This window comes from Proteus vulgaris (assembly GCF_033708015.1).
Taxonomy (GTDB): domain Bacteria; phylum Pseudomonadota; class Gammaproteobacteria; order Enterobacterales; family Enterobacteriaceae; genus Proteus.
This window is the reverse complement of sequence record NZ_CP137920.1, coordinates 3998043-4020438: the sequence shown is the minus strand read 5'-3', so window position 1 is coordinate 4020438 and position 22396 is coordinate 3998043. Positions and strand designations below refer to the sequence as shown.

General features: G+C 37.2%; 15 protein-coding genes and 1 pseudogene. 8 read left to right on the top strand and 8 right to left on the bottom strand.

The window, feature by feature from the left end; genetic code table 11:
- Positions 1-7: 7 nt before the first annotated feature.
- A complete protein-coding gene (locus tag SB028_RS18825) occupies positions 8-1378 on the top strand; it encodes an adenylosuccinate lyase family protein (protein WP_069369469.1) in 1371 nt (456 codons plus the stop codon).
- 67 nt (positions 1379-1445) lie between these two features.
- Here SB028_RS18825 and SB028_RS18820 read toward each other — a convergent pair whose 3' ends face one another.
- On the bottom strand, positions 1446-2762 hold the full coding sequence (locus tag SB028_RS18820) for a sodium-dependent transporter (protein ID WP_069369470.1): 1317 nt from the start codon (positions 2760-2762) through the stop codon (positions 1446-1448).
- Positions 2763-3238: 476 nt separating this feature from the next.
- Between SB028_RS18820 and SB028_RS18815 the strand changes: the two are divergent.
- The 3 genes and pseudogenes from SB028_RS18815 to SB028_RS18805 all read left to right on the top strand — a co-directional run.
- A pseudogene (locus SB028_RS18815) lies at positions 3239-3322 on the top strand (formate dehydrogenase); the annotation flags it as partial.
- A gap of 98 nt (positions 3323-3420) precedes the next feature.
- A complete protein-coding gene (locus SB028_RS18810; RefSeq protein ID WP_069369471.1) occupies positions 3421-4137 on the top strand; it encodes a hypothetical protein in 717 nt (238 codons plus the stop codon).
- Between the two features lie 101 nt (positions 4138-4238).
- Complete coding sequence (locus tag SB028_RS18805) at positions 4239-6221, top strand: acyltransferase family protein (protein WP_074454106.1); 1983 nt, start codon at positions 4239-4241, stop codon at positions 6219-6221.
- 77 nt (positions 6222-6298) lie between these two features.
- Here the strand turns inward: SB028_RS18805 and SB028_RS18800 are convergent, their stop codons facing one another.
- From SB028_RS18800 to SB028_RS18790, 3 genes are read right to left on the bottom strand one after another with little or no spacing between them, the layout of a single operon-like run.
- On the bottom strand, positions 6299-7012 hold the full coding sequence (locus tag SB028_RS18800; protein ID WP_069369472.1) for an MgtC/SapB family protein: 714 nt from the start codon (positions 7010-7012) through the stop codon (positions 6299-6301).
- A gap of 34 nt (positions 7013-7046) precedes the next feature.
- Positions 7047-8294 (bottom strand): MFS transporter, encoded by a 1248-nt coding sequence (locus SB028_RS18795; protein ID WP_069369473.1) that lies wholly within the window; start codon positions 8292-8294, stop codon positions 7047-7049.
- Positions 8295-8307: 13 nt separating this feature from the next.
- Positions 8308-9129, bottom strand: a complete 822-nt coding sequence (locus tag SB028_RS18790; RefSeq protein WP_069369474.1) for an MBL fold metallo-hydrolase — start codon at positions 9127-9129, stop codon at positions 8308-8310.
- Between the two features lie 345 nt (positions 9130-9474).
- Here SB028_RS18790 and SB028_RS18785 point away from each other — a divergent pair, with 345 nt between their 5' ends.
- Positions 9475-11682 (top strand): extracellular solute-binding protein, encoded by a 2208-nt coding sequence (locus SB028_RS18785; RefSeq protein WP_069369475.1) that lies wholly within the window; start codon positions 9475-9477, stop codon positions 11680-11682.
- A 386-nt stretch (positions 11683-12068) separates the two neighbouring features.
- Here the strand turns inward: SB028_RS18785 and SB028_RS18780 are convergent, their stop codons facing one another.
- The 4 genes from SB028_RS18780 to SB028_RS18765 all read right to left on the bottom strand — a co-directional run bounded on the left by SB028_RS18780 (position 12069) and on the right by SB028_RS18765 (position 16673).
- Positions 12069-12638 carry a molecular chaperone TorD family protein gene (locus SB028_RS18780; RefSeq protein WP_069369476.1) on the bottom strand — a complete coding sequence of 190 codons (570 nt, stop codon included), beginning with the start codon at positions 12636-12638 and terminating at the stop codon, positions 12069-12071.
- 80 nt (positions 12639-12718) lie between these two features.
- Positions 12719-13618: a dimethyl sulfoxide reductase anchor subunit family protein gene (locus SB028_RS18775; RefSeq protein ID WP_069369477.1), complete on the bottom strand. Its 900-nt coding sequence runs from the start codon at positions 13616-13618 to the stop codon at positions 12719-12721.
- The gene (locus SB028_RS18770; protein WP_069369478.1) at positions 13615-14256 is read right to left on the bottom strand and encodes a DMSO/selenate family reductase complex B subunit; all 642 of its coding nucleotides are present in this window, start codon (positions 14254-14256) and stop codon (positions 13615-13617) included. Before SB028_RS18770 ends, SB028_RS18775 begins: the two co-directional genes overlap by 4 nt.
- Positions 14253-16673: a DMSO/selenate family reductase complex A subunit gene (locus SB028_RS18765; RefSeq protein ID WP_069369479.1), complete on the bottom strand. Its 2421-nt coding sequence runs from the start codon at positions 16671-16673 to the stop codon at positions 14253-14255. Before SB028_RS18765 ends, SB028_RS18770 begins: the two co-directional genes overlap by 4 nt.
- A gap of 445 nt (positions 16674-17118) precedes the next feature.
- On the opposite strand from SB028_RS18765, the gene SB028_RS18760 reads away from it, so the two are divergent.
- From SB028_RS18760 to SB028_RS18750, 3 genes are all read left to right on the top strand, one after another.
- Complete coding sequence (locus tag SB028_RS18760) at positions 17119-17904, top strand: AraC family transcriptional regulator (RefSeq protein WP_069369480.1); 786 nt, start codon at positions 17119-17121, stop codon at positions 17902-17904.
- 486 nt (positions 17905-18390) lie between these two features.
- Positions 18391-19851: a basic amino acid/polyamine antiporter gene (locus tag SB028_RS18755; protein ID WP_069369481.1), complete on the top strand. Its 1461-nt coding sequence runs from the start codon at positions 18391-18393 to the stop codon at positions 19849-19851.
- A gap of 101 nt (positions 19852-19952) precedes the next feature.
- Positions 19953-22325: an Orn/Lys/Arg decarboxylase N-terminal domain-containing protein gene (locus SB028_RS18750; protein ID WP_069369482.1), complete on the top strand. Its 2373-nt coding sequence runs from the start codon at positions 19953-19955 to the stop codon at positions 22323-22325.
- Positions 22326-22396 lie beyond the last annotated feature (71 nt).

Sequence of the window (22396 nt, the reverse complement as noted above, 5' to 3'; positions counted from 1 at the left end):
ATATATGATGAGAGCGTTATACGATTCTAAAAGTAAAACAATCGACGATCGCGGTATAAAAAATCTGCTGTCCAATGAAGCTAAATATTCAACTTGGTTGATGTTTGAAGCAATGTTAGCGCAAGCACAAGCTGAATACGGTTTTATTCCACAGTCTGCCGCAGATGAAATTAAAGAAAAGGCGATTATTGAGAATATCGATTTTGAAGAGATGAACCGTATTTATCAAAAAATCGGTCATGGCTTTGTGCCTTTCTTAAAAGTGCTGGTGAAGGCATGCTCTGAAGAAAGTGGTAAATATGTGCACTACGGTATTACCACGCAAAATATACAGCAAAGTTCACAGCTGTATATGATGAAAACCGTACACAATAAGTTCATGTTATTGTTGAGTGAGATTATTGAAAACTTATCAAATCTCGCAGAAAAAACAAAACATATGGTCATGGCGGGAAGAACGCACGGTCGTCATGCCATTCCTATCACTTATGGGTATAAAGTTTCCGTGTGGATCAGCGATTTTATTGATTGCTACCAGCGCATGAAAGAATGTGAGAAGCGTGTATTTACCATTATGATGGGAGGCGCAGTAGGTGCTTTTAACTCAATGCCTGAAGTGGGAATGAAAGTACAAAAACGCGTTGCTGAATTAGTGGGTATGCAAGCGATGGAGGTTCCTTCACGTAACCTCAGTACGCATAAATTAGAGTACATGATGAACTTGGCTTTGATGGCAAATATCTGCCATAAAATAGGTGAAGAAGTTTATAGCACGACGTTAGAAGAAATTGCTGAAGTTTCTGAAGGGTTTACAAAAGGCACGGTGGGGAGTAGCACGATGCCTCATAAAATTAACCCCAAACTCGCGAAAGGAATTATTGCTAACTCGCAGAAACTGTACTCATTACCTAATGTGGGGATGTACTCTGCGGTAAGACCTTATGAAGGTGATAGTAGTTCTTATATGTTATTCGATGGCTTAATTGAAGAAGCATTAGAATTAACAACAGAAATTTTATTAAGAACGGAAGAACTTTCAAGAACCATTGTTCCTCATGAAGAGAGAATGCTACATAACGTGATGAGAAATAAGGGTTTAGATAATACCGAATACGTTATGATGAAAATGGCAGAAAAATTAGGGAAAGATAAAGCGCATTCACTGTTATATGAAGAAGCGATTAAAACAGCGGCAGATGGTGAAGATTTTTACACTAACCTGATGAAGAATGAAACCATTACCGCGGCGTTTAATGCAGATGAAATTAAGGCAATGCTCGATCCTCGTTCTTATATCGGTTTATCCGTAGAACTTGCTGAAAAGGAAGCAAAACGTGGGTTAGCAGCGGCTCAAGAAATTAAGCAAAGCTATAAATAAAGTCATCAAGTATCCATAAATAATTAAGTCGAGAGCCACTCATTTGAGTGGCTCTTTTTGCTGATGATTAACCAATTAACCCGTGTACTAAAATAATTCCGATACAGATAGGACCAATATAACGCCATACTAATAATAAGCTTTGACGTTTTAATCCCGTGATATTTTCAGGAATAAAGGCATTTGCTCTACGTGACCAACCAAAGATCAAACACATTGCAATGCCAAACAGTGGCATCAAAATATTAGAAGTCAGGTAATCCAACAGATCAAAGACGGTTTTTCCTCCCAGCGTCACATCACTCATAGGTCCGAAAGATAATGAAACGGGAATTCCCATCAACATAATAGAGGCGGTAACGACTAATCCAGCACGACGGCGAGTCCACTGAAAACGCATCTGCACATAAGCAACGATATGCTCAAGTAATGAAATTGCAGAGGTTAATGCTGCCATTAATAACAAGACAAAGAAAGTCACGGCTAAAACATTACCACCAGGTAAATTAGCGAAATAAACGGGCATCGTCATAAAGGTCAAACCAGGGCCAGCATTCGGCTCTAAACCTGCGGCAGATAATGCGGGGAAAATCATTAATCCGGCAAGTACACAGACCATACATGACAAAATAACGACCCACATACTTGAGTTAGCGATACCTTTATTATCCGCTAAATAAGCACTGTAAGTGATGTGAATACCTAAACCAATAGACAGTGAGAAGAAGGCTAATCCTAACGCATCTAATACGCCTTGAGGCGTTAACTTACTGAAATCAGGGTATAAAAATAATTTTAAACCTTCAGAAGAACCAGGCAAGCTGATGCCAACAATAATCAATAAAATCATAATGATAAACAACATTGGCATCATGATTTTGACCGCTTTTTCTAATCCACGTTGTACACCCGCTAAAACGACAAAACAGGTTAATCCAGCAAAGGTAAGGTGAGCCAAAATAGGCCATAAAGGATCACTAATAAAATGAGTAAAAATACCTGTTAATTCAGCGCTATCTGTAATATTCAATTGGCCTGTTGCCGCCATAACGGTATAGCCAATTGTCCAACCACCAACAACACTATAGAAGCTATAAATACACCATGAACTGAATACACCAATAACGCCAATAATGACCCAATTACGTCCCATCATCTTTTTAAATGCGTTAACGGCTTCAGCGTGTGTGCTACTTCCCAAAATATTCTCAGCCAGTAATACAGCAAGTCCGATCACAAAGCTAAATAACAAGAAGACAATTAAAAATGCACCGCCGCCATTATTGGCTGCAACATAAGAAAACTTCCAGATTGCGCCAATGCCGATTGCAGAGCCTGCGGCTGCTAAGATATGGCCGACTCGTGATGTCCATTGTTGGCTCATTTTGCCTCCTGTGTTATCGAATGAGTGGTAGAGGCTATTGCCATCATATAGTGGCTTATTGATAAGACGTTGTAACTCATCATCCTAATGGTGAAACTAGACATCATAGAAACTCCCCTAAAAAACAGTTCCACCAGTAGGGGCACAACAAAAAGCCACCTTACTGGTGGCTTTTGCAAAAAAATGAACGTGCTCAGCCACCTAACGAAGGAGTAGGTTTAGGCTTAATAGTCGGTTATTAGCGTTCATGTTCATCTTTTTGCTCTTTATTGAAATGGATATCATCGCAATGCAATATGAAAGATTGTTTTTCAAAATGCGTATTTGTTATTTATAACATAAATTCAAACTAAAGAAACAAAATTTATTAGAATGGGGTGTTAATTTTTATTCATAAAGGTTTTTCTGATGCCAATAGCTGAAAGTGGTAATAAGTTATGTCTTGCTGTAATGTGAATGAGACAATCAATAAGTAAGCGATTTATATGACTTATCAATGGTGGATTGGGGCATGTAATGAGCTGACTCAAGATAATCTTGATCCTATTTCAAAAACGCCATCTTTACCTTTATTCTATTATTTTCTCTAAAACTTGATTTTAAATCCCACTCAAACCAAAGTATTAGTCATCATTCTATTCTTGGTTTAGGTTTATTTATGGCTTACGAATTTTTGACACAAGCGACCCTGAAAAAGTTAGCAACAGGTGAAACTTGGCAACGACAAATTAATGATGAAAGTATTATTGATGTCAGCTTAAATGCGGGGCAATTAATGATTTGTCAGCCTGAAATTGAAGAAAACTTTATTCCTTTTAGTCAGAAGCTAACGACTTATTGTGAACAGCTTGCACTTAAGTTTCCATTTATTGAATTTACTCAGCCACAAGAATTTCATTCCACATTATTAACGATTTTTAATCAAAAAAATGAGCAGTTTAAACGGCAACGTCCCGTATTATTATCGTGGTGTCATGAGATTGCAAAAATCTTTAATCAACTAAAAAGTATTGAAATTTCATTTAATAACGTTGTCCTAACATCCAATGGTAGCCTGATATTAACGGGTATCTCAGAAGAGTTAACACGCTTTAGGCAGCAGATTTATCAGCAGATCCCTATTGAGAGTACACTTCATAAAGATATTATTCATATTACGCTTGGACGATTACGTGAGAATACGCTATCAGTAGATATGAAAACGCTTTATAAGGCGTTAGAGCAAAACCGATCATCATTAATACATAATGCGATTAATACCCCTATTGTTATTCGACATCCCAAATTTGTGGTAAGCAAAGGTTCACTTTCAACTGAAGTACAGATGGGTTTAACGATGGAATTTAATCAATTATGGCCATTTAGATGTTATTAATAGACAATATTAAAGCGTAGTCTTCTTTTTAAGACTGAAGCGATATGGCTAATTAGTATATAATCCAACGATTCTTTTTATTCGGATTATATGTTTGACTTATGAATATAAAATATCGTGCTGATGTCGATGGTTTAAGAGCGATCGCTGTTATTTTGGTTATCCTTTTCCATTTGGATAATCGCTTAATTCCTTCAGGATTTATTGGTGTTGATATTTTCTTTGTGATCTCTGGTTTTTTGATCTCGTTGATAATTAAAACGTCATTGTCACAAGGACATTTTTCATTCCGTGATTTTTATAATCGTCGATTATGGCGATTACAGCCACTTTACCTTGTTGTTCTAATTGCAGTTTTAGTGATTTCAGGTATTTTCTATCTCCCGAATGATTATCTTGATATTACAAATAGCGAAAAATATGCCTCAGCCTTTCTCTCTAATAAATACTTTGCGAGAGCGACAACCAGCTATGCAGCACAAGATGCACTCTTTTTACCGTTATTGCACACATGGTCTTTAGCAATAGAGTGGCAATGGTATCTTTTCTTGCCTTTTGTTCTTTATTTTCTGCATAAAATCAATCATAAAGAAAAAATAAATAATTTTTATCTTGTTGTATTTATTACGATAATTTCTTTTTCTCTGGTGTTTTTTTATCAAAAAGATCAACCGAAAAATTACTACTATTTTAGTACGCGTATCTTTGAATTTATGTTGGGGGCATGTGTTGCTTACTTCCCGACAACGATAAAACTTAATCGAAGAATAAATGACGTTATTAGCTTAATTGCGCTAGGTATTATTATTTGGGTTGCATTCCAAAATGATATTATTGCAGGTTATCCGAATCTTAATACGTTGTATGTTTGTCTTGGTGCTGCATTAATTATTTATACAGGACAGCATGAAAGTATTATTAAAAAACTACTTTCATTGAAGCCAATCGTGATTGTTGGATTATTATCTTACTCGCTCTATTTATGGCATTGGCCATTATTTGCCGTTGCGCGTTATATCGGTGTGTTTAATACAGAACTACAAAAAGGATCACTGTTAGCATTAACCTTATTGCTCTCACTGGTCTCTTATTTTCTTATTGAAAAGCCATTTAGAAGGAAGCGTTTAGCCTTTAAATATTCCATCACACTGTTGTTAATTGTTCCTATTTTATGCGCTTTAGGGCTCAATGCACTAAATGAAAAATATCAAGGTATTGGAGCAAGGCTTGGGCAAAATTACGTTAATTTAGAAGCTAAGTTAAATCAGTTTAATTATCCCAACCGAGCTAAATGTATGAATTTTGAAGCCTCTGATCCCGATAAAATGTGCCATCTTGGTGAAGTAGGAAGCCAGAGAAAAGCATTTTTATTTGGTGATTCTCATGCAAATCATTATTGGGGCTTTATGGATATATTAGGTAAAGATGCCAAGATAGATGTATATGCACAAGCAACGTCATCGTGTATTACTCTTCCTAATATTTATCTTTATGACTGGTCTAACCATAAAAATACAGTTTATCAACGTTGTTACGATCAAACGGCAAAATATTATCAACTTATCAAGAATAACCACTTTGATTATGTCATATTTGGGCAAGTTTGGAATAACTACGCGTCAAATCATGTCATTAATAAGCTAGGTGATGTGAGAACGGTTGAAGCGTCTCGTAAACGTGTTGAGAATGCGATGCGAGAAGCGCTCGATCTTATTATTGCCACGGGAGCTAAACCCGTTTTTATTAAAACAGTCAATTCTATGCCAAGTGGTTTTATGACCTGTTTTTATGAAAATGCAAAATTAAGAAAAGACTTTGCCGATAATAACTGTAATCCCAAAAACTATAAAGGTGAGGGGAATACATGGATGGATCAGTTATTTGTTAAATTAAAAAAGGATTATCCAACGTTGATTATCATCGATCCTAAAGATGTACAGTGTGATAAAAATATCTGCTTAACCGATATAGAAGGTGTACCTGTTTATCGTGATGTCGGCCATATTACAGATTATGCTTCAACAATTTTTGGCATGATGTATCTAGAACGTTTTGGTAATCCGTTAGTTATAAAAAAACCTTAATGTGACCATTAATCGGTCATCAAAATAAGATAAAAAGTGCGCCGTTAAATTAAGCGCACTTTTTATTTTTAAATAGATTAATGATCTAGCGAAACAGAATGAACATGTTCAAGCTGTTTTAATGAGCAATAAAATTCAGGCAAGGTAATTTTTTGCCTTACTAACAGTTTTAAATTCACCTCAACGCGCTCTTTTTTAATATCACGAATAGTCAGGTTTTCAATTACATCTTTATGGCTTTTTAAATACTCAATTAAAAGAGGAACACCATTTTCATGAGTAAATAACATACGCACTTTAATCTTACCTAAACGTTGATTTTTCATCTGAAATAGCACCACTTGTGGGCTAAGTTGAATAGCCATAAAAAAGAGCACAGTGACAATCATGGCATGCCAATAAAAACCTGAGCCACAAGCAATACCAACACCCGCTGATGCCCATACGATAGCCGCTGTTGTCAGACCTGAAATAGCATCATCACGTCGATGTAATATAACACCAGCCCCCAGAAAACCGACACCACTGATAATTTGTGCCGCTAATCTCATGGGATCGCTACGAATATTATCGGAGATATTGGCGTAATATTCCGCAGATTGAATAGAAACGATAGTTAATAAACAACTGGCAACAGCAATAATGACACAGGTTTTAAAACCGACAGGTTTTCCCTTTGATTCACGCTCTAAGCCAATAAGGCCACCCAAAATAAAGGCGGCCAGTAATTTAGCAATGCTTGATAGTGATAAAGGGCCAATGCTGTCAACAAACTGAATTAATGCGTCCATGGTTTGATCCTAACGTTGGCCTATTATTTTAATACTAAGCGGTTGCTGTACTTTCTGGTGCTTTCTTATCTTCGTTATTTTTCTTTTTACTTACATCATCTTTAAAGAAGAAGATAAAGAACAAGGTTACGACGGCAGCAACGACGGCTGGATATATCCAGAATGTTGACCACTGCGGTAATGCAGCATCGCCTGTTTCTGTTATGGTTGAATTAAAGATTTGACCACAAATAGTGGAAGCAAATAATAAGCCGAAACCATTAGAGACAATAAAGCGTAGGCCTTGTGCTTGAGCACGAATTTCCGGTTTGGCTTTTCGGTCAACATAGATATCACCAGCAGTAAAGAAGAAGTCCCAACATAATCCCTGTAACATTAATCCGATAACGATAAAGTAAAACTCTGTATTTACCGCTGCATAAGAGAAGAATATTGAGCGAATGATCCAACTAACAGCCCCTAAAAGTAATGTGATTTTGAAGCCAAATTTCATTAAGAAGAATGACAATACGAACATAAACAGAACTTCACAGGCTATACCTATTTGCATAATAGATGCCGCGTTATTAAAACCTAATGCTTTAATAAAAACGGGAATATAAGCGGAGTAAGCTGTTTTTGGGATCATTAAAATAAAGATACTAAACATTAAGATAGCAAAATAACGATCTTTAAATAATGAAAGTGCATCTAAACATAAAATATCGCGAGCAGAGAATGGCTTACCTTTCGCTTTAGGTGGCGTATTAGGTAAAGTAAAGCAGTAGAAACCAAGTAAAACACCCACAGCAGAAGCGATATACCAAGTCATCGTACTGCCAGAGAAGCCCATTTCACCTAATATAAATCCGATAGCCATAAAACCGAATGTACCGAATACACGAATAATAGGGAAATATTTCACGCCATTAATATGAGAGAAACTAATACTATTTGACAGCGCAGTTGTTGGATAAAACAATAATCCAATAATAAATATTAAGAATAAAGTCATACCACTGTTTTGTGCTTCAATAAATTGAGGAACACAAAGAATGACGGCGGCATTAATTAAATGAAGGATGCCCATGACTTTTTGTGAAGCAAAAAAACGATCTGCTACCATACCAATAAATAATGGGGAGATAATGGTTGCGACGCCTAATAAAGCGTAGGCATTACCAATAATGCTTGCCATGCCATAGCTACTTAATACTAGCCCCATGGTCATATTCCATGCACCTTGCATGAAATATTGCACAAACATCATAATCAGTAAGCGAGAGGTTATTTTCATATCCATCGTCGTTCTCCTCTTAATTTATTTCTAAGGTTAATCCGTCGTAGGCAACGCGGATATTGTGAGGAGCACAAACAGCTTCTAATTCGTGGTGAAGCAATTTACCACTGTGTGAAATATGTGAAACGGCAATTTGTGTATCTTGATGTAAACAACCTTGCTGTTGCAGTTTTTCTTTTGCTGCAAATACGGTTTCTAGGCTCATATGGTTATCAGTACGATCTTTACCATTGAGTCCATAAGTACATTCAAACACAACGATATCAATTGGTTTGTTTTCTAACCATTTCCACGTTAATTCAGGGAACCAACCTGAATCATGGCCATAGAAAATAACCTTGCCATCTTTCTCAATATGATAAACATAGCAAAGCTCCCATTTCGCATGATTAGCGAGTAATGGTGTAATTTTATAACCGTTTCTTTCGACAGTAACAAAAGGAATTAAGCAGTGAAAAGCGAAACGCTCTTTGCTGTAACCGGGTAAAACTTCGATACAACCATTAATTGCACGATCATTACCAAAAATGTGAAGAGGATGATGAATTTCAAAGCCATAACCTTCCATTCGGCTAAATAGATCGCCAACATTGAAATGATCGGGATGAGTATGGGTGAATAGTAGGTTTTCAAAATGGGTAGCATCCCTGCCATCACGCATTAACTGATAACTAAATGTAGGCGATACGTCGATTAACATAATGTCATCGACAATGGCTGAAGAGTGAGTTCTGATATCTTTCCCACCAAGTTCTCTTGCTTTCAGACAGTGTTCACAACGGCAGAAGGGATTCGGTATACCTTCTGAGGCAGCCGTCCCTAAAAAATGAAGTTTCATAAGTAATCCCCTTATCCTATTGTTTTATTATGATTTTATTGAATGTCTGGTGTTGGTTATCTATAAGGTATAGATAAATTTGAACGTTCCAATAATAAAATGCGGGAGATTGTTTGCCAATAAATGAAGATCAGATCAGTGATCTTATTCAAATTAAATTTATAATCCTATTGATTATTAACGAGATAATTTTTAATTGATATTGATAATCATTTATTTGAGATAAATGACAATTGTTTGTTTTTAAAACAAATCAAGAATGGAACGTTCAAATTAATTAGCAGTAGTCGCGATAAATAATTCAGGTATGCTAGTAAAAGCAGAAATTGAGATGGAAAAAGGTCAATGGCAACGATTAAAGATATTGCAAAACTAGCAGGTGTCTCTCATGGAACAGTTTCTAACGTATTGAATAAACGTGGAAATGTAAGTGTTGAGAAAATTGAAGCAGTGCATCAAGCCGCTAAACAAATGGGCTATCAATTAAATACACAAGCTCAACTGCTAAGAACCAATAAAAGCCATAAAATTGCGATACTTTTACCTCAATTGGTTTCTGAAAAATATGCCGTTTTCTTTAATTCGTTAAGGCAGTCTATTGCCCACTTTCCTGAAGTTACCTACGATCTTTTTTTAACAGATGATCTGGAAACCACAGAATTAGAGGTATTACAGAAAATTGCGGCGGGTGGCTATAAACAAGTGATCACGGTTAGCTGCCTTAAAGATGCGAATACTTATTTTGACACGTTAAAATTAGCGCCTTCTCAAGTTGCATTTGTGTATCGCCAGCCATTGAATGCTCAACGATCGTTCACACTCGATTTTGCTCAAGCAGCAGAAGCTATTTGCCAGCAGGTTGCAAAAACGACAGGCAAACTAGTGGGTATTTTTATCGGGAGTAGCCATTATTTAAATAATCACAATTTTGCTAATGAATTACAAAATAGACTTGTAGAATATGCACCCGATAAAAAGCATGTGATGCTTTGTGCATCTGATGAAGAGAGTTATAAAATTGCGTTTGATTTCTTTTCTCTGGAGCAAATCCCTGACATCTTTATAGCTCAAGATATAGAGAAAGCGCATTATTTAACACAAGCGAGTTATTTTGGTAGTCATCATGATTGCCCACCTATTTTTGCATTGAGCGACAATATTCCACCTGTATTAAAAGGGTTGTATTACTTTCCAATGAATTACGCTCAGCTTGGATTAGAAGTGATGGATGCATTAATGCAGGTAGAAGATGACAATGAACTCACTGAAATTAATGTGACTTGCGTGCGTAATCAAAGTGACCATCTTTATACTTTTACACCCGCAGTGATCAGTGAGAATAAAGCAGAGATAAGTCTTAACTTACTTATTTTACCTAGCCCTTCAACAAGTGCATTAAAAAAGCTACTGCCTCATTTTTATCGTCAAACAGGGATTAAAGTTAATTTGGCGATACATCCTTACGATGAAATTTATCAAATTTTAAGTCAGTTACATTTGCATCCCTATTATGATTTATTGCGTATTGATATGGCCTGTTTTCCTTGGTTTGCGGAAAGAATATTACAGCCATTAGATAAGATCGGTAATGGCCTAACGGACTTATTAAATAATTTTTCATCGCCGACACAGCAAAAATTTAGTTTAGTCAATAATGTTGCTTATGCCATGCCTTTTGATGCCAGTGCGCAACTCTTATTTTATCGAAAAGACGTATTTGAAGATCCTATTCTAAAAAGAATGTATTACGAAAAAACAGGTAATGAGTTAACTGTACCGACAACATTTGAAGAATACGATAATGTGACGCAGTTTTTTACTGAACAACATGACGAAGGGCAATTAAATTGCCCTATGGGGGCTTCAACAACATTGGGTAGTGCAGGGCTGATTGCAACAGAGTATCTATTACGTTATTACGCCAAAGGAGGGTGTTTAATAGGAAGTCATAATATTCCTAGACTAGAAATGCCTTTAGCAGGTGAAATATTAGAAGAATATTTAAAACAGTTGTCGATCACTGAAAATATTCATAATAAGTGGTGGAGTGGATCCGTTAGACAATTTGAGCAAGGGCATCTAGCTATGCTGATCGCTTATATGAATCTATTTAATGATGTCGCTCATAGCAATATTTTACCGAAAACAGGTTTTGCACCTGTACCCGGAGGTATTCCACAATTAGGGGGTGGCGTATTAGGGGTTTCACGTTATAGCCAAAAATCACAATATGCAGAGCAGTTTTATCGTTGGCTTTATTCCCCAATGGTGATAGATCACCTTATTTTATTAGGTGGAAACAGCAATCATCAAAATTTCAGTCATAACCAAGAAATTAGCCATCGCTACCCATGGATGACATTGGCTTATCAAGAAATTAATAAGGGAATACGAGAATCATCAGTACCAAATGGTAAATTATTTAATTTACGTCAAGCAGAAATAATTATCGGACAAGGTATTACTAATGTTATTAATAATATTATGACGATAGACGAGACTATAGAATATATAAATCAGCGTTTGTTGATTGATACGCAAGGTGAACGGTGAGTTCAGTTAGATCACAAAGATTTGAGATTAAAAGAGCATACTCTTCATCGAGCAATTGTTCTAACAAGAGCTGGATGACTCGTTAGCCATTTTGCTTTAGGGGCTGAAAATCCAGTTTATTCAGGAGCTCAAATATTATCTTCTGAAGGCAAAAGTTTAAAAGAAGTAACGAATGATTTTCAGCGAGACTTAATGAAACAAGCATTGATACATAATAACCAAAATTGGGTAGCAACTGCGTGAGAATTATCACTTGATCCGGCTAACCTACGCCGTTTAACAAAACGCTTAAGATTAAAATCATAATCATTAAAAAAGGTAATTTGGGTGCGTGGTCCAAATTACCTTAAATAATTATGTTAGGATGATAAGTTATTAATAAATTTCTATTTTCTGAATGCGTTCACCGTGATGGTTACCAGTTCTGTTAACGTGCTATAAAATTGGCTATACCCACTCATTTTTAATTTATTTAAATAGTGAGGTAGCCAAGTGGTCAAATGAAGGGATAATAGTTCATTAACCGCTTCTTCTCTTTTTTCCGAAGCCAATACTGCCGCTTGAAATAACATCAAACCGATATGATCAATCGGCTCTGGAAAAGGTGTGTTTACTTTTAAACGTTCCCGTTTTAAAAATTCACTCAGTGCAAGAGTCGAATCCCCTTGTAATAAACCTTCAGGATCTAAATAGACCGAACCCCAAGGAGGAGCGGGCAACGCATTAGGACCAACAAAAAGATTTTGCCATTGGATTTTTAATTGCTCTGTCTCGATAGAAACAGAATTAATTAAACGTTCACACAGACAGCTTTCAATTTTACAAGGCCACTGCGCTGCAAAATCCCCGGTTTTAAAAAAGTTGAGTGCAGTTTTATTGGTGTCATCATCAGGTGGGAATAAATAACAAATTCCCAATAAATTAAATGCAGCTGCATAATAAGAGAGTCTGCTCATAATTTTTGATACTTCCTTACACAAACCCCAATTAATGAGGTTTGTTTTTTTTATTATTTAAACGATTTGCTCAATGACAATTAGTGAATTGAGTAGAAAACATAGCGCAACATAAAGTCAGCGATAATGGCGATCACACAGCCAAACACAAAGATAGACTCAGTTGATTTATCTTGATTTTTAGGGGCTAGGAATTTCACTAAACTATAGCCACAAGCCAATACTGCAAAGGTTGCTAAGATCCAGCATATCGTCCGTAACGAACCAATGGAGTAATAGACTTGAATAGGTGATAACGGAAATGTCACCGATTTTTGGCTATAGAGCGTGCTAGTTAAATATTGCTCATAAAAAGGTTGATACAGTAATCGACCTATTAAGCTAAATGCCATTATTCCCCATAACTGCCATTTCCAGCGCATTGGGAAAGAGGTTTGTGGTATTTCAATACCTAACTTATTTCCAATACGTTGTAATACTTTGATAAGTAAAAAGAAAATAGCTGAACCTAGTGTTAGCATTGCCCCGAAGAACATCACGTAAGTGTTTGGATCCATCCATGTCAAAATGGAAGTATGGCGATAAATCGATGCCATGCAGTAAATATCAAATAACCCAATCAGAATGCTGGTACTCAATAACAACATTGAGAGTTTGCGAGTACGCCAGAGCCATAAAAAGGTTAAGCCTAAACAGCCAACGAAAATAGCCGTGACGGCAACTTCACGACTGAGCCAAGCAGAAAAAACATTTCTAATCGCATTAGGGGCATTTAAGGGCACACCTAAGTGAGTGATTGAGGCAATAGAACCTAGACCCGCCAATCCGCAAATAACGAATAAGGTCAATAGCATAAAGCGATAATAGCTTTCTGCATTAAGATAATGAGAAAGGCGACACGCAAAAAAACCTGTTGTTAGTGCAAGACCGATGGTCGCATTCATCATGAATGTGAAGATTAATAATGACCATTCATTCATTTTCTTTCTCCCTTATTATTAATTCCGTCATTATTTGCACCCTGATGTGGGTTAATAACAAGGTTGGGATGTGTTATTTCAGGGGAAGGTAAACCCGTGACATAATCTAAATCGCCATAGCGTTCACGTAGTTCATCAATAGGACCAAATTGGATTGCGCCTAGCGGGCAAGTGGCGACACAAACGGGTTGTTCACCTTTTTGCTGTAAATCAATACAAAAGTCGCATTTTGACATCTGTTTAGTTTCTGGGTTCATCTGTGGCGCGCCATAAGGGCAAGACCATGCACAAGCACCACAACCGACACATTTGTCTGTATCGACCATGACAATACCGTCTCCTTCACGCTTATGCATTGCTGTCGTTGGGCAGTTTTTAACGCAAATCGGATCGTCACAATGGTTGCAAGAAATAGATAACGTGTAAGCAAAGACATTATTGACCAGCGCGCCTTTAGAATTACGGGTATAACCCCCACCAGTGATTTCATAGACACGACGAAATTTGCGTCCGACATCAAGGTTGTTTTTATCTTTACAAGCTACCTGACACGCTTTACAACCTGAGCAGCGAGCACTGTCGATATAAAATCCTAACTGTTTGTTGCTCACGGCAGGATAAACGATAAATTTACTCATACTTTTGCTACCTCGACCAATAATGTTTGGTGAGCATTGCCATGTGCCATTGCGGTGCTACGGGATGATGTTAATACGTTGGCACATCCACCTTGATCTATGCCTTTTGCATCAGGTTGCCACCAAGCACCGGCTTGCAAGGCGACGACACCAGGCATAATTCGTTGTGTTAATTTGACGGGAACCATCGTGATCCCACGATCGTTATACACTTTGACTTTCTCGCCTTCTTTGATGTTTCTATCTTGGGCATCTAACGGGTTTAACCAGAGTTCTTGGCGTTGCACTTCTTGCAACCAAGGGTTGGCAAATTGTGTTGAATTTGCGCGGTTACGTCCTTTCCATGTGATAAGTTGTAATGGGTATTTATCCGTTAACGTATCTTCAGGGCCCTCAATAGCGGGTACATAATGAGAGAGTGCAGGAATATCGACATTATTCATGTCATATAAGCGCTTAGAGAAAATCTCAATTTTGCCTGATGGTGTTGGGAATGGATTATTCTCGATATCTTGGATATTTTTCTCAAACGCGACATTTTGAGTATGCGGGCGATGTTTTAATAGATGACGACGTTTCACCAATAGCTCTTTAAAGGTTGGAATACCGTCTTCAGGACGTTTGACACTTGCGTCATCGACTAAATATTCAATCCAATCACGATCCGTCTCTTTACCTTCGCTAAATTGTTCACCTACCCCTAATTTATCGGCAACTTCACGTAACCAATCATAGTCAGTGCGACGCTCAAATTCAGGCTCAATTACTTTTTCAGAAAGAATAATATAGTCGCCATAACTCCATGTACCACCGATGTTCCAGCGTTCTAAGAAGCTGGTTTCTGGCAGTAAGATATCGGCATATTTTGCGCTGGGTGTCAGATAGAGATCACTACAAACAATAAATTCTACTTTTGATTCATCTTCAAGTACTTTTGCGGCATGAAGGATATCGGTATTTTGGTTTGTCATGTAGTTACCTGCCATTGAGAAAATCATCTTGATTTCAGTATCAAGTTTCTCTGCATTCAGTAACCCATTTTGCGGTGTGACTAAATTTCTATCTTCGCACGCTTGTACCCAGTTGGTGATATTGATTTTTGCTTTTACTGGGTTGGTTAATAGACTTGGCCCCGCAATGGTCTTACGTAGTTCGGAGTTTAATGCCATACCATAACCCGCAGCCCAACCGCCACGAACACCTACATTACCGGTAATAGTCGCAAGTAATGTTGCACCACGCGCCGTCCGTTCACCACAAATATGGCGCTGAGGCCCCCAGCCTTGCATTAATGCTGCTGGTTTTGTCGATGCGTATTCACGAGCTAATTGTTTAATAGTATCTGCTGGTACTTTAGTGATGGTTTCAGCCCATTCAGGGGTTTTCTTAATGCCATCTTTTTTACCCATTAAATAGGCAACTAAAGACTCATTTTCACCCACGCCTTCTGGCATTTGGTGTTCATCAAAGCCAATCGTGTATTTATCGATAAATGCTTGATCATGAAGGTTTTCACTTACGATGACATACATCATCGCATCCATCATGGCATTATCTGTTGTTGGCAGTAAAGGGATCCACTGATCCGCTAAAGAAGAGGCGGTATCAGAATAACGTGGGTCAACGACAATAAATTTAGTGCCGTTTTTCTTCATTTTCTGGAAGAAATGGTTTGAATGACCAAAAATAGTTTCATTAGGGTTATGACCCCATAAAATCACAAGAGGGGTATTTTCTAACGTATCGAGTGTACTACCACTGGCTGCGGTGCCGTAAGTATAAGGGGTGACTGCAAGCGTATTGCCGTTACTGACAGAGTGATAATTTTCCAGAAAACCACCCGTGAGATTAAATAGGCGACGTAACATATTCGCACCTGAGAAAATACCACCAGTCACACCGGTACTTAAGCTGACAAAGCGAGAGGCTGGACCATATTGCTGGTTAATGCGTTGCATATTTTGCGCAATAAGTGTGGTTGCTTCTTCCCAAGTAATGCGCTCAAATTTTCCTTCTCCCCGTTTCCCAACGCGTTTCATTGGGTATTTTAAACGGTCTGGATGATAAACAAATTTACGATAACCACGGCCTCGTACACAGGCACGCATAATTGGCATCTCTTCATCTAAATCAGCATCTGGACGTGTACTAATACGGGTAACTTTGCCATCTTTTACATGGGCACGGATGTCACATTTACCGCCACAGTCAAAGCTACTACACGTTGAAACAACACGCTCACTATCTTCGGTTGTTATTGATTTTACTGGGATAGCGTTATCTGATGTCGCCGCAAAAGTGTTTGAAGCGAGAAATGGAAGGGTAACTAATGCTGAGCTCGCTTGAATAAAGTGGCGGCGGCTAACATCGTTGAGAATACTCTTTGTATCACTATCGTGATCGGACTGATTGCTCATAATGAACTCTACCTTAAACATAATAGGCGGATCCCGATATACCCGATACTTGATATAAAGAATGTGCGTGATTTTTCTAGACTATGAATAAAGGGAATGTCTGGTATCCGCTGCATTATTATTGAATGCATAGATAATTGCAGAATGCGCGAAATAACCTCTGCGAGAGGGATAGTAGTTGATTAATCTTTTGCCAACATTCTAAAACCAGACAATGACATTTGAATTTCAGCCTATTTACGAGGGGTGTTAAAAGTGCGTTTTTTGATTGTTAATAAAGTTTGTTAAATAGATATCAAGAAGGTTGAAATTTCACATAAGGCACTTACGTTATCTATTTAGATATATATCGATTTTAATCATAGGGCTCATTATTTGCCAGTGTGTAGTGTGCGTGAGAACTGTTATATTAAAAGAATGAAAATAAAAAGAGAGTGGCTTAATTGTGAGAAATGTACCTTTAAAAAGCGTTGATTCACTTGACCGAGATGTTATTGCGCTGGGTACAGATTATTTGCCCAATACTTTGTTAGAAACGCATCAACATCGCCGAGCTCAATTTTTATATCCTGCCACCGGTTTAATTGAAGTGAGTACCAATGATGGTGAGTGGGTTATCCCACCGTCTTGTGGTGTGTGGATCCCGCCAGAAACTGGGCATGAAACGCGTATGCTAGATGTGAGCACTCGTAGCCTATATATTGAACCTTCTGCAGCACCGCGTCATAGTAAACAATGTGAGGTTGTCAGTGTTTCTCCTCTTTTTCGTCAACTCTTGCTTGATGCTGTAGATGTGCCCGCAGAATATGATAAAAAAGGTCGGGATGGTCTGTTAATGCAGTTAATCTTATGTGAGTTAGCGAAAGCAAAACCGTTACCGTTTTTTGCGCCAATTCCACAAGACGGTAAATTAGCTCAACTATGTCGTGATTTTATTCGTAATCCTAAAATAGATTCTTTACCACAACAGTGGGCAGATAAATTACATAAAAGTGAGCGTTCTTTTAGTCGTTTTTTCCGCCAACAAACAGGAATGTCATTTTCACAATGGCGACAACAGGTCTGTTTATTGAATTCATTAACACAAATATTATCAGGCCGCGGGATCACTGAAATTGCTTTTGATTTGGGTTATAACAGTGCCGGCTCTTTCTCAACGATGTTTAAAAAGCAGATGGGACAATCGCCTTCTCATTTTAGTCTGGATGGATTAAATATAGATTGTTTTTAATATCTAAATTAAAAATATCCGCTTAAAGAGTATATTCTTAATATATACCTACATATTAATACGTAGATAGTATTAACTATATCAATTATTTTTAAATAAGGTTTTTTGTCTTTAACTCGTTGAATGTTTTATATATAGTGATTTTTTTATAAAGGTTTAAATATACAATTATAATAATCTTAATAAGATTAATAATAATTGGTTTTTTATATCTAACACAATGAATGAATAAATTATAATTATTCTTGTATTAGTGTTTTTTTTTGACTTATATCTATTTTTTAGTTGTTTTGTTTGTTATTTTTCATCACAAGATGATTAAATAATTAGCACAGAGTATACGATTGTTCATCTTAAATAGGTTATGCACATCATTATTACAGTGATATATAGGATAAAAACCTGTGTCATTTTTATATTTAACTATAATTAAAAATTAACTAATAGTTTTAATAAAATTATTGTTGCAATAGGGTTAATAATAATATGTCAAAGGGCGCTTCTAATAACAATGCAAGCCAAAAAATAGGCTTGCTTGCACTTGTTGCTATCGTCATTAGTTCAATGATAGGCAGTGGTGTTGATGGTCTACCACAAAATATGGCTGCAACCTCGGAAGTAGGTCCAGTTATTGTTGCTTGGCTTATTTGTGGTTTTGGCATGTATTTTATTGCTCGTATTTTTATGGTGCTATCTGACGTTCGTCCAGATCTCCAAGCGGGTATTTATATGTATGCTCGTGAAGGATTTGGATCTTTTGTCGCTTTTATTGTGGCGTGGGGCTATTGGTTAATGACCATATTTAGTAATGTTGCTTTTGCTATTATGGTTATGGATACTTTAAATTATTTTTTACCTGGTGATTTTAAGGGAGGAAATAATATTCCTTCTATTATTGGTGCCTCTATTCTCATTTGGGGATTTAATTACCTGGTTTTATCCGGTACAAAGTTAGCGGGCGCAATTAATATTATCGGGACATTTGCTAAGTTAATTCCTTTAAGTATTTTTGTTTTTATTCTCGTTTATTTTCTTAATTATGAAGAACTCACCAATAATTTTTGGGGAAATTCTGCCTCTATACCGGCTGATAATCTGGGTTCTATTTCAGAACAAATATTAGCGCCACTCGATGTTGCTTTATGGTGTTTTATCGGTGTAGAAGGCGCTGTTGCGTTATCTGGACGCGCTCGAAATAAGAAAGATGTGGGGAAAGCCACGTTGATCGGCTTTATTGTCTCACTGATTATTTGTATTTTTATTTCAATATTACCTTTTGGTGTTTTATCTCAAAAAACATTAAGCATGATCCCCACGCCCTCTACGGCAGGAATATTAAAAACAGTGTCAGGAGATTGGGGTGAATGGTTAATTAATATTGGCGTTTTGGTTTCCGTATTAACCAGTTGGTTAGCGTGGACAATGATTTGTGCTGAAATTCCTATGGCCGCAGCTCAGAACGGAACTTTCCCGAAAGCCTTTGCCACTAAAAATGATAATGGCGCTGCTAGCGTATCACTTTGGGTCAGTAGCCTATTTATGCAGTTAGTCGTCTTTGTTGTTTATTTCTCCAACAATGCTTGGTTAACAATGTTAGCCATTTCCGCATTAATGGTTTTACCCGCTTATTTAACTTCCTCAGCATATTTATTACAACTTTGCTTATCAGGCGATTTTTCTAAATATGCAGATAAAGGAAAAATCTCAGCCTTGATTAGTGGTTTTATTGGGTTAGCCTTTTGTCTATTTATGTTTTATGCCTGTGAAATAAAGTATTTAGTAATGGTTCCTATTTTACTGACTTTGGGGATCCCCCTCTTTGTGTGGTCTCGATATCAAGAGAAAAAAGTGATATTTACGCCCACAGAACGTGCGTTCTTTATTTTTATTATCATGCTGGACATATTAACTATTATTTTATATTTGAATGATTTTATTAAATTTTAATTTGATCATTGTGAAATGACCAACTGATTTTTTGTGAAGCAAAATGAGTAATGTAATGTAAACCTAATAAATATAGGTATTTGATACCTATGGAGGTGTCCGTGAAATTTAATCATAATGTATTATTTGTCTCTTCATCTGGGCTAAAAGAAGATAGCCCCGCTAAACAGGCATTAACATCTTTACAAAAAGCAATTGCTGAACGTGGATTTGTAGCTCAAATTGCAGATAATATTGATCATGGTATTAAATATATAAAAGAAAGCCCGAAATATAGTGCCGTTGGTATTTTTTGGGATAAAAATAATCCCAAAATGAATATAGAAGCCGAAGGTTTTATTTCATTATTCAGACAGAGAAATTCAGATACACCGATATTATTAATCTCCGAAGAAAATATTACAGATAATGTCTCTATCAATATTCTTAAAGAAGTTAGCGAATATATCTATCTTTACTCAGAAACAGCTACATTTACGGCGAATCGCATTTATACATTAATTCATCGCTATGCAGAAAGTCTTTTACCACCTTATTTTAAAACATTAAAAAATTTCACTGAGGATGGTGATTATTACTGGGATTGCCCCGGGCATATGGGCGGTATGGCATATTTAAAACATCCTATTGGCATCGAGTTTATTAACTTCTTTGGTGAAAATATGATGCGGGCGGATATTGGTGTCGCGACGGCTGAAATGGGTGACTATCTTATTCATGCTGGGCCATCAAAAACATCAGAAGAAATTGCCGCAGAGCTATTTGGTGCTGATTGGACATTTTATGGTGTGTCTGGCTCATCAGGCTCTAATCGTATTGTTGCTCAAGGTGCTGTAGGTGCTAATGAAATCGTAGTCGTTGATAGAAACTGCCATAAATCGCTTAATCATGGTTTGACGCTTTCACAAGGACGCCCTGTTTATTTGAAACCAACACGTAATGGATACGGATTAATTGGCCCTATTCCAACCAAACGATTATCACAGGCAAGTATTCGTCAACTAATAAAAGAGAGCCCGCTAGCAGAAGGTGCCGTTAGTACGGAGCCTACTTATGCCGTGGTTACCAACTGCACTTATGATGGTTTTTGTTACAACGTCAATGATGTCGTAAAAAATTTAGCCGCCAGTGTACCCCGTATTCATTTTGATGAAGCATGGTATGCTTATGCGCGTTTTCATCCTCTGTATAAAAATCGTTTTGCGATGGATGTTGCTGAGGATATGCCAAACCGTCCTACCATTTTTGCGGTGCAATCAACACATAAAATGTTGCCATCACTCTCTATGGCATCGATGATCCATGTGAAGAAAAGTGATCGTGCGCCTTTAAATTTTGATGATTTTAATGACTCATTTATGATGCATGGCACAACATCGCCTTATTACCCAATTATTGCTTCTATTGATGTTGCTGTGGGTATGATGAAAGGTGAATCAGGTCCATCTTTAGTACAGGAATCGATAGAAGAAGCCATTGGTTTTCGTAAGGCGGTTGTTTCTGTCAAACGTCAATTAAAAGAACAGAATGGTGAATCAGAGTGGTTCTTTGATGTACTACAACCGACCCAAGTACGTGATCCGAAAACAGGTGAAAGCCACAGTTTTGAGCAAGCACCTCTTAATCTGTTAAGCCAAGAGCCAGATTGCTGGACATTAAAAGTGGGTGATAAATGGCATGGTTTTTCTGATGAAGATATTGCCGATAGCGACAGTATGCTAGATCCCGTGAAAGTCACAATAACTTGCCCTGGGATCACCGCGGATGGCAAATACCAAAAAATGGGTATTCCTGGTTATATCATCACGAAATTTTTAGATGATCGGCGTATTGAGATCGCAAGAACAGGAGATTACACCATTTTAATTCTGTTCTCTGTTGGCGTGACAAAAGGAAAATGGGGAACACTATTAGAAAGTTTACTCACCTTTAAAAAACTCTATGATTCAAATGCGTTAGCGACAGAGGCAATCCCATCACTGAAAGACGCGTCTCCTAAATATGCAAAAATGACATTAAAACAACTTTGCCAAACTATGCACAATAAGATGGATGAGTTGGATTTAATGAAACATATTAGTGAGGCGGTAAATACCGACCCTACACCTGTAATGTCCCCCGCTGATGCTTACCAAAAAGTGGTTCGTTATAAAGCTGAGCATATCCCTCTTGATGATTTTTCAGGCCGTATTTCTGCGACTATGTTAGTTCCTTACCCACCAGGAATTCCTGTACTTATGCCGGGTGAACGCCTACCTAAAGGGGATCAAGGTATTATTGGTTACCTTAAAGCATTACAGAATTTTGATAAAGAATTTCCAGGATTTGAGCATGAAATTCAGGGAATTAATGTAGATGAAAACGGAGATTTTTGGGTTAGAGCTATTGTTGAAGATGAACGCGAAGCGAAAGTGTTACCTTCACATATAAAATTTAAACGCCATGTTTCTGCTATTAAGAAAGGCCGTCAATAATCAATAACGAGATAACAATTTTATCAAAATATCTGGCACTGATTAAAGTGCCAGATAGGATTATCTGGAGA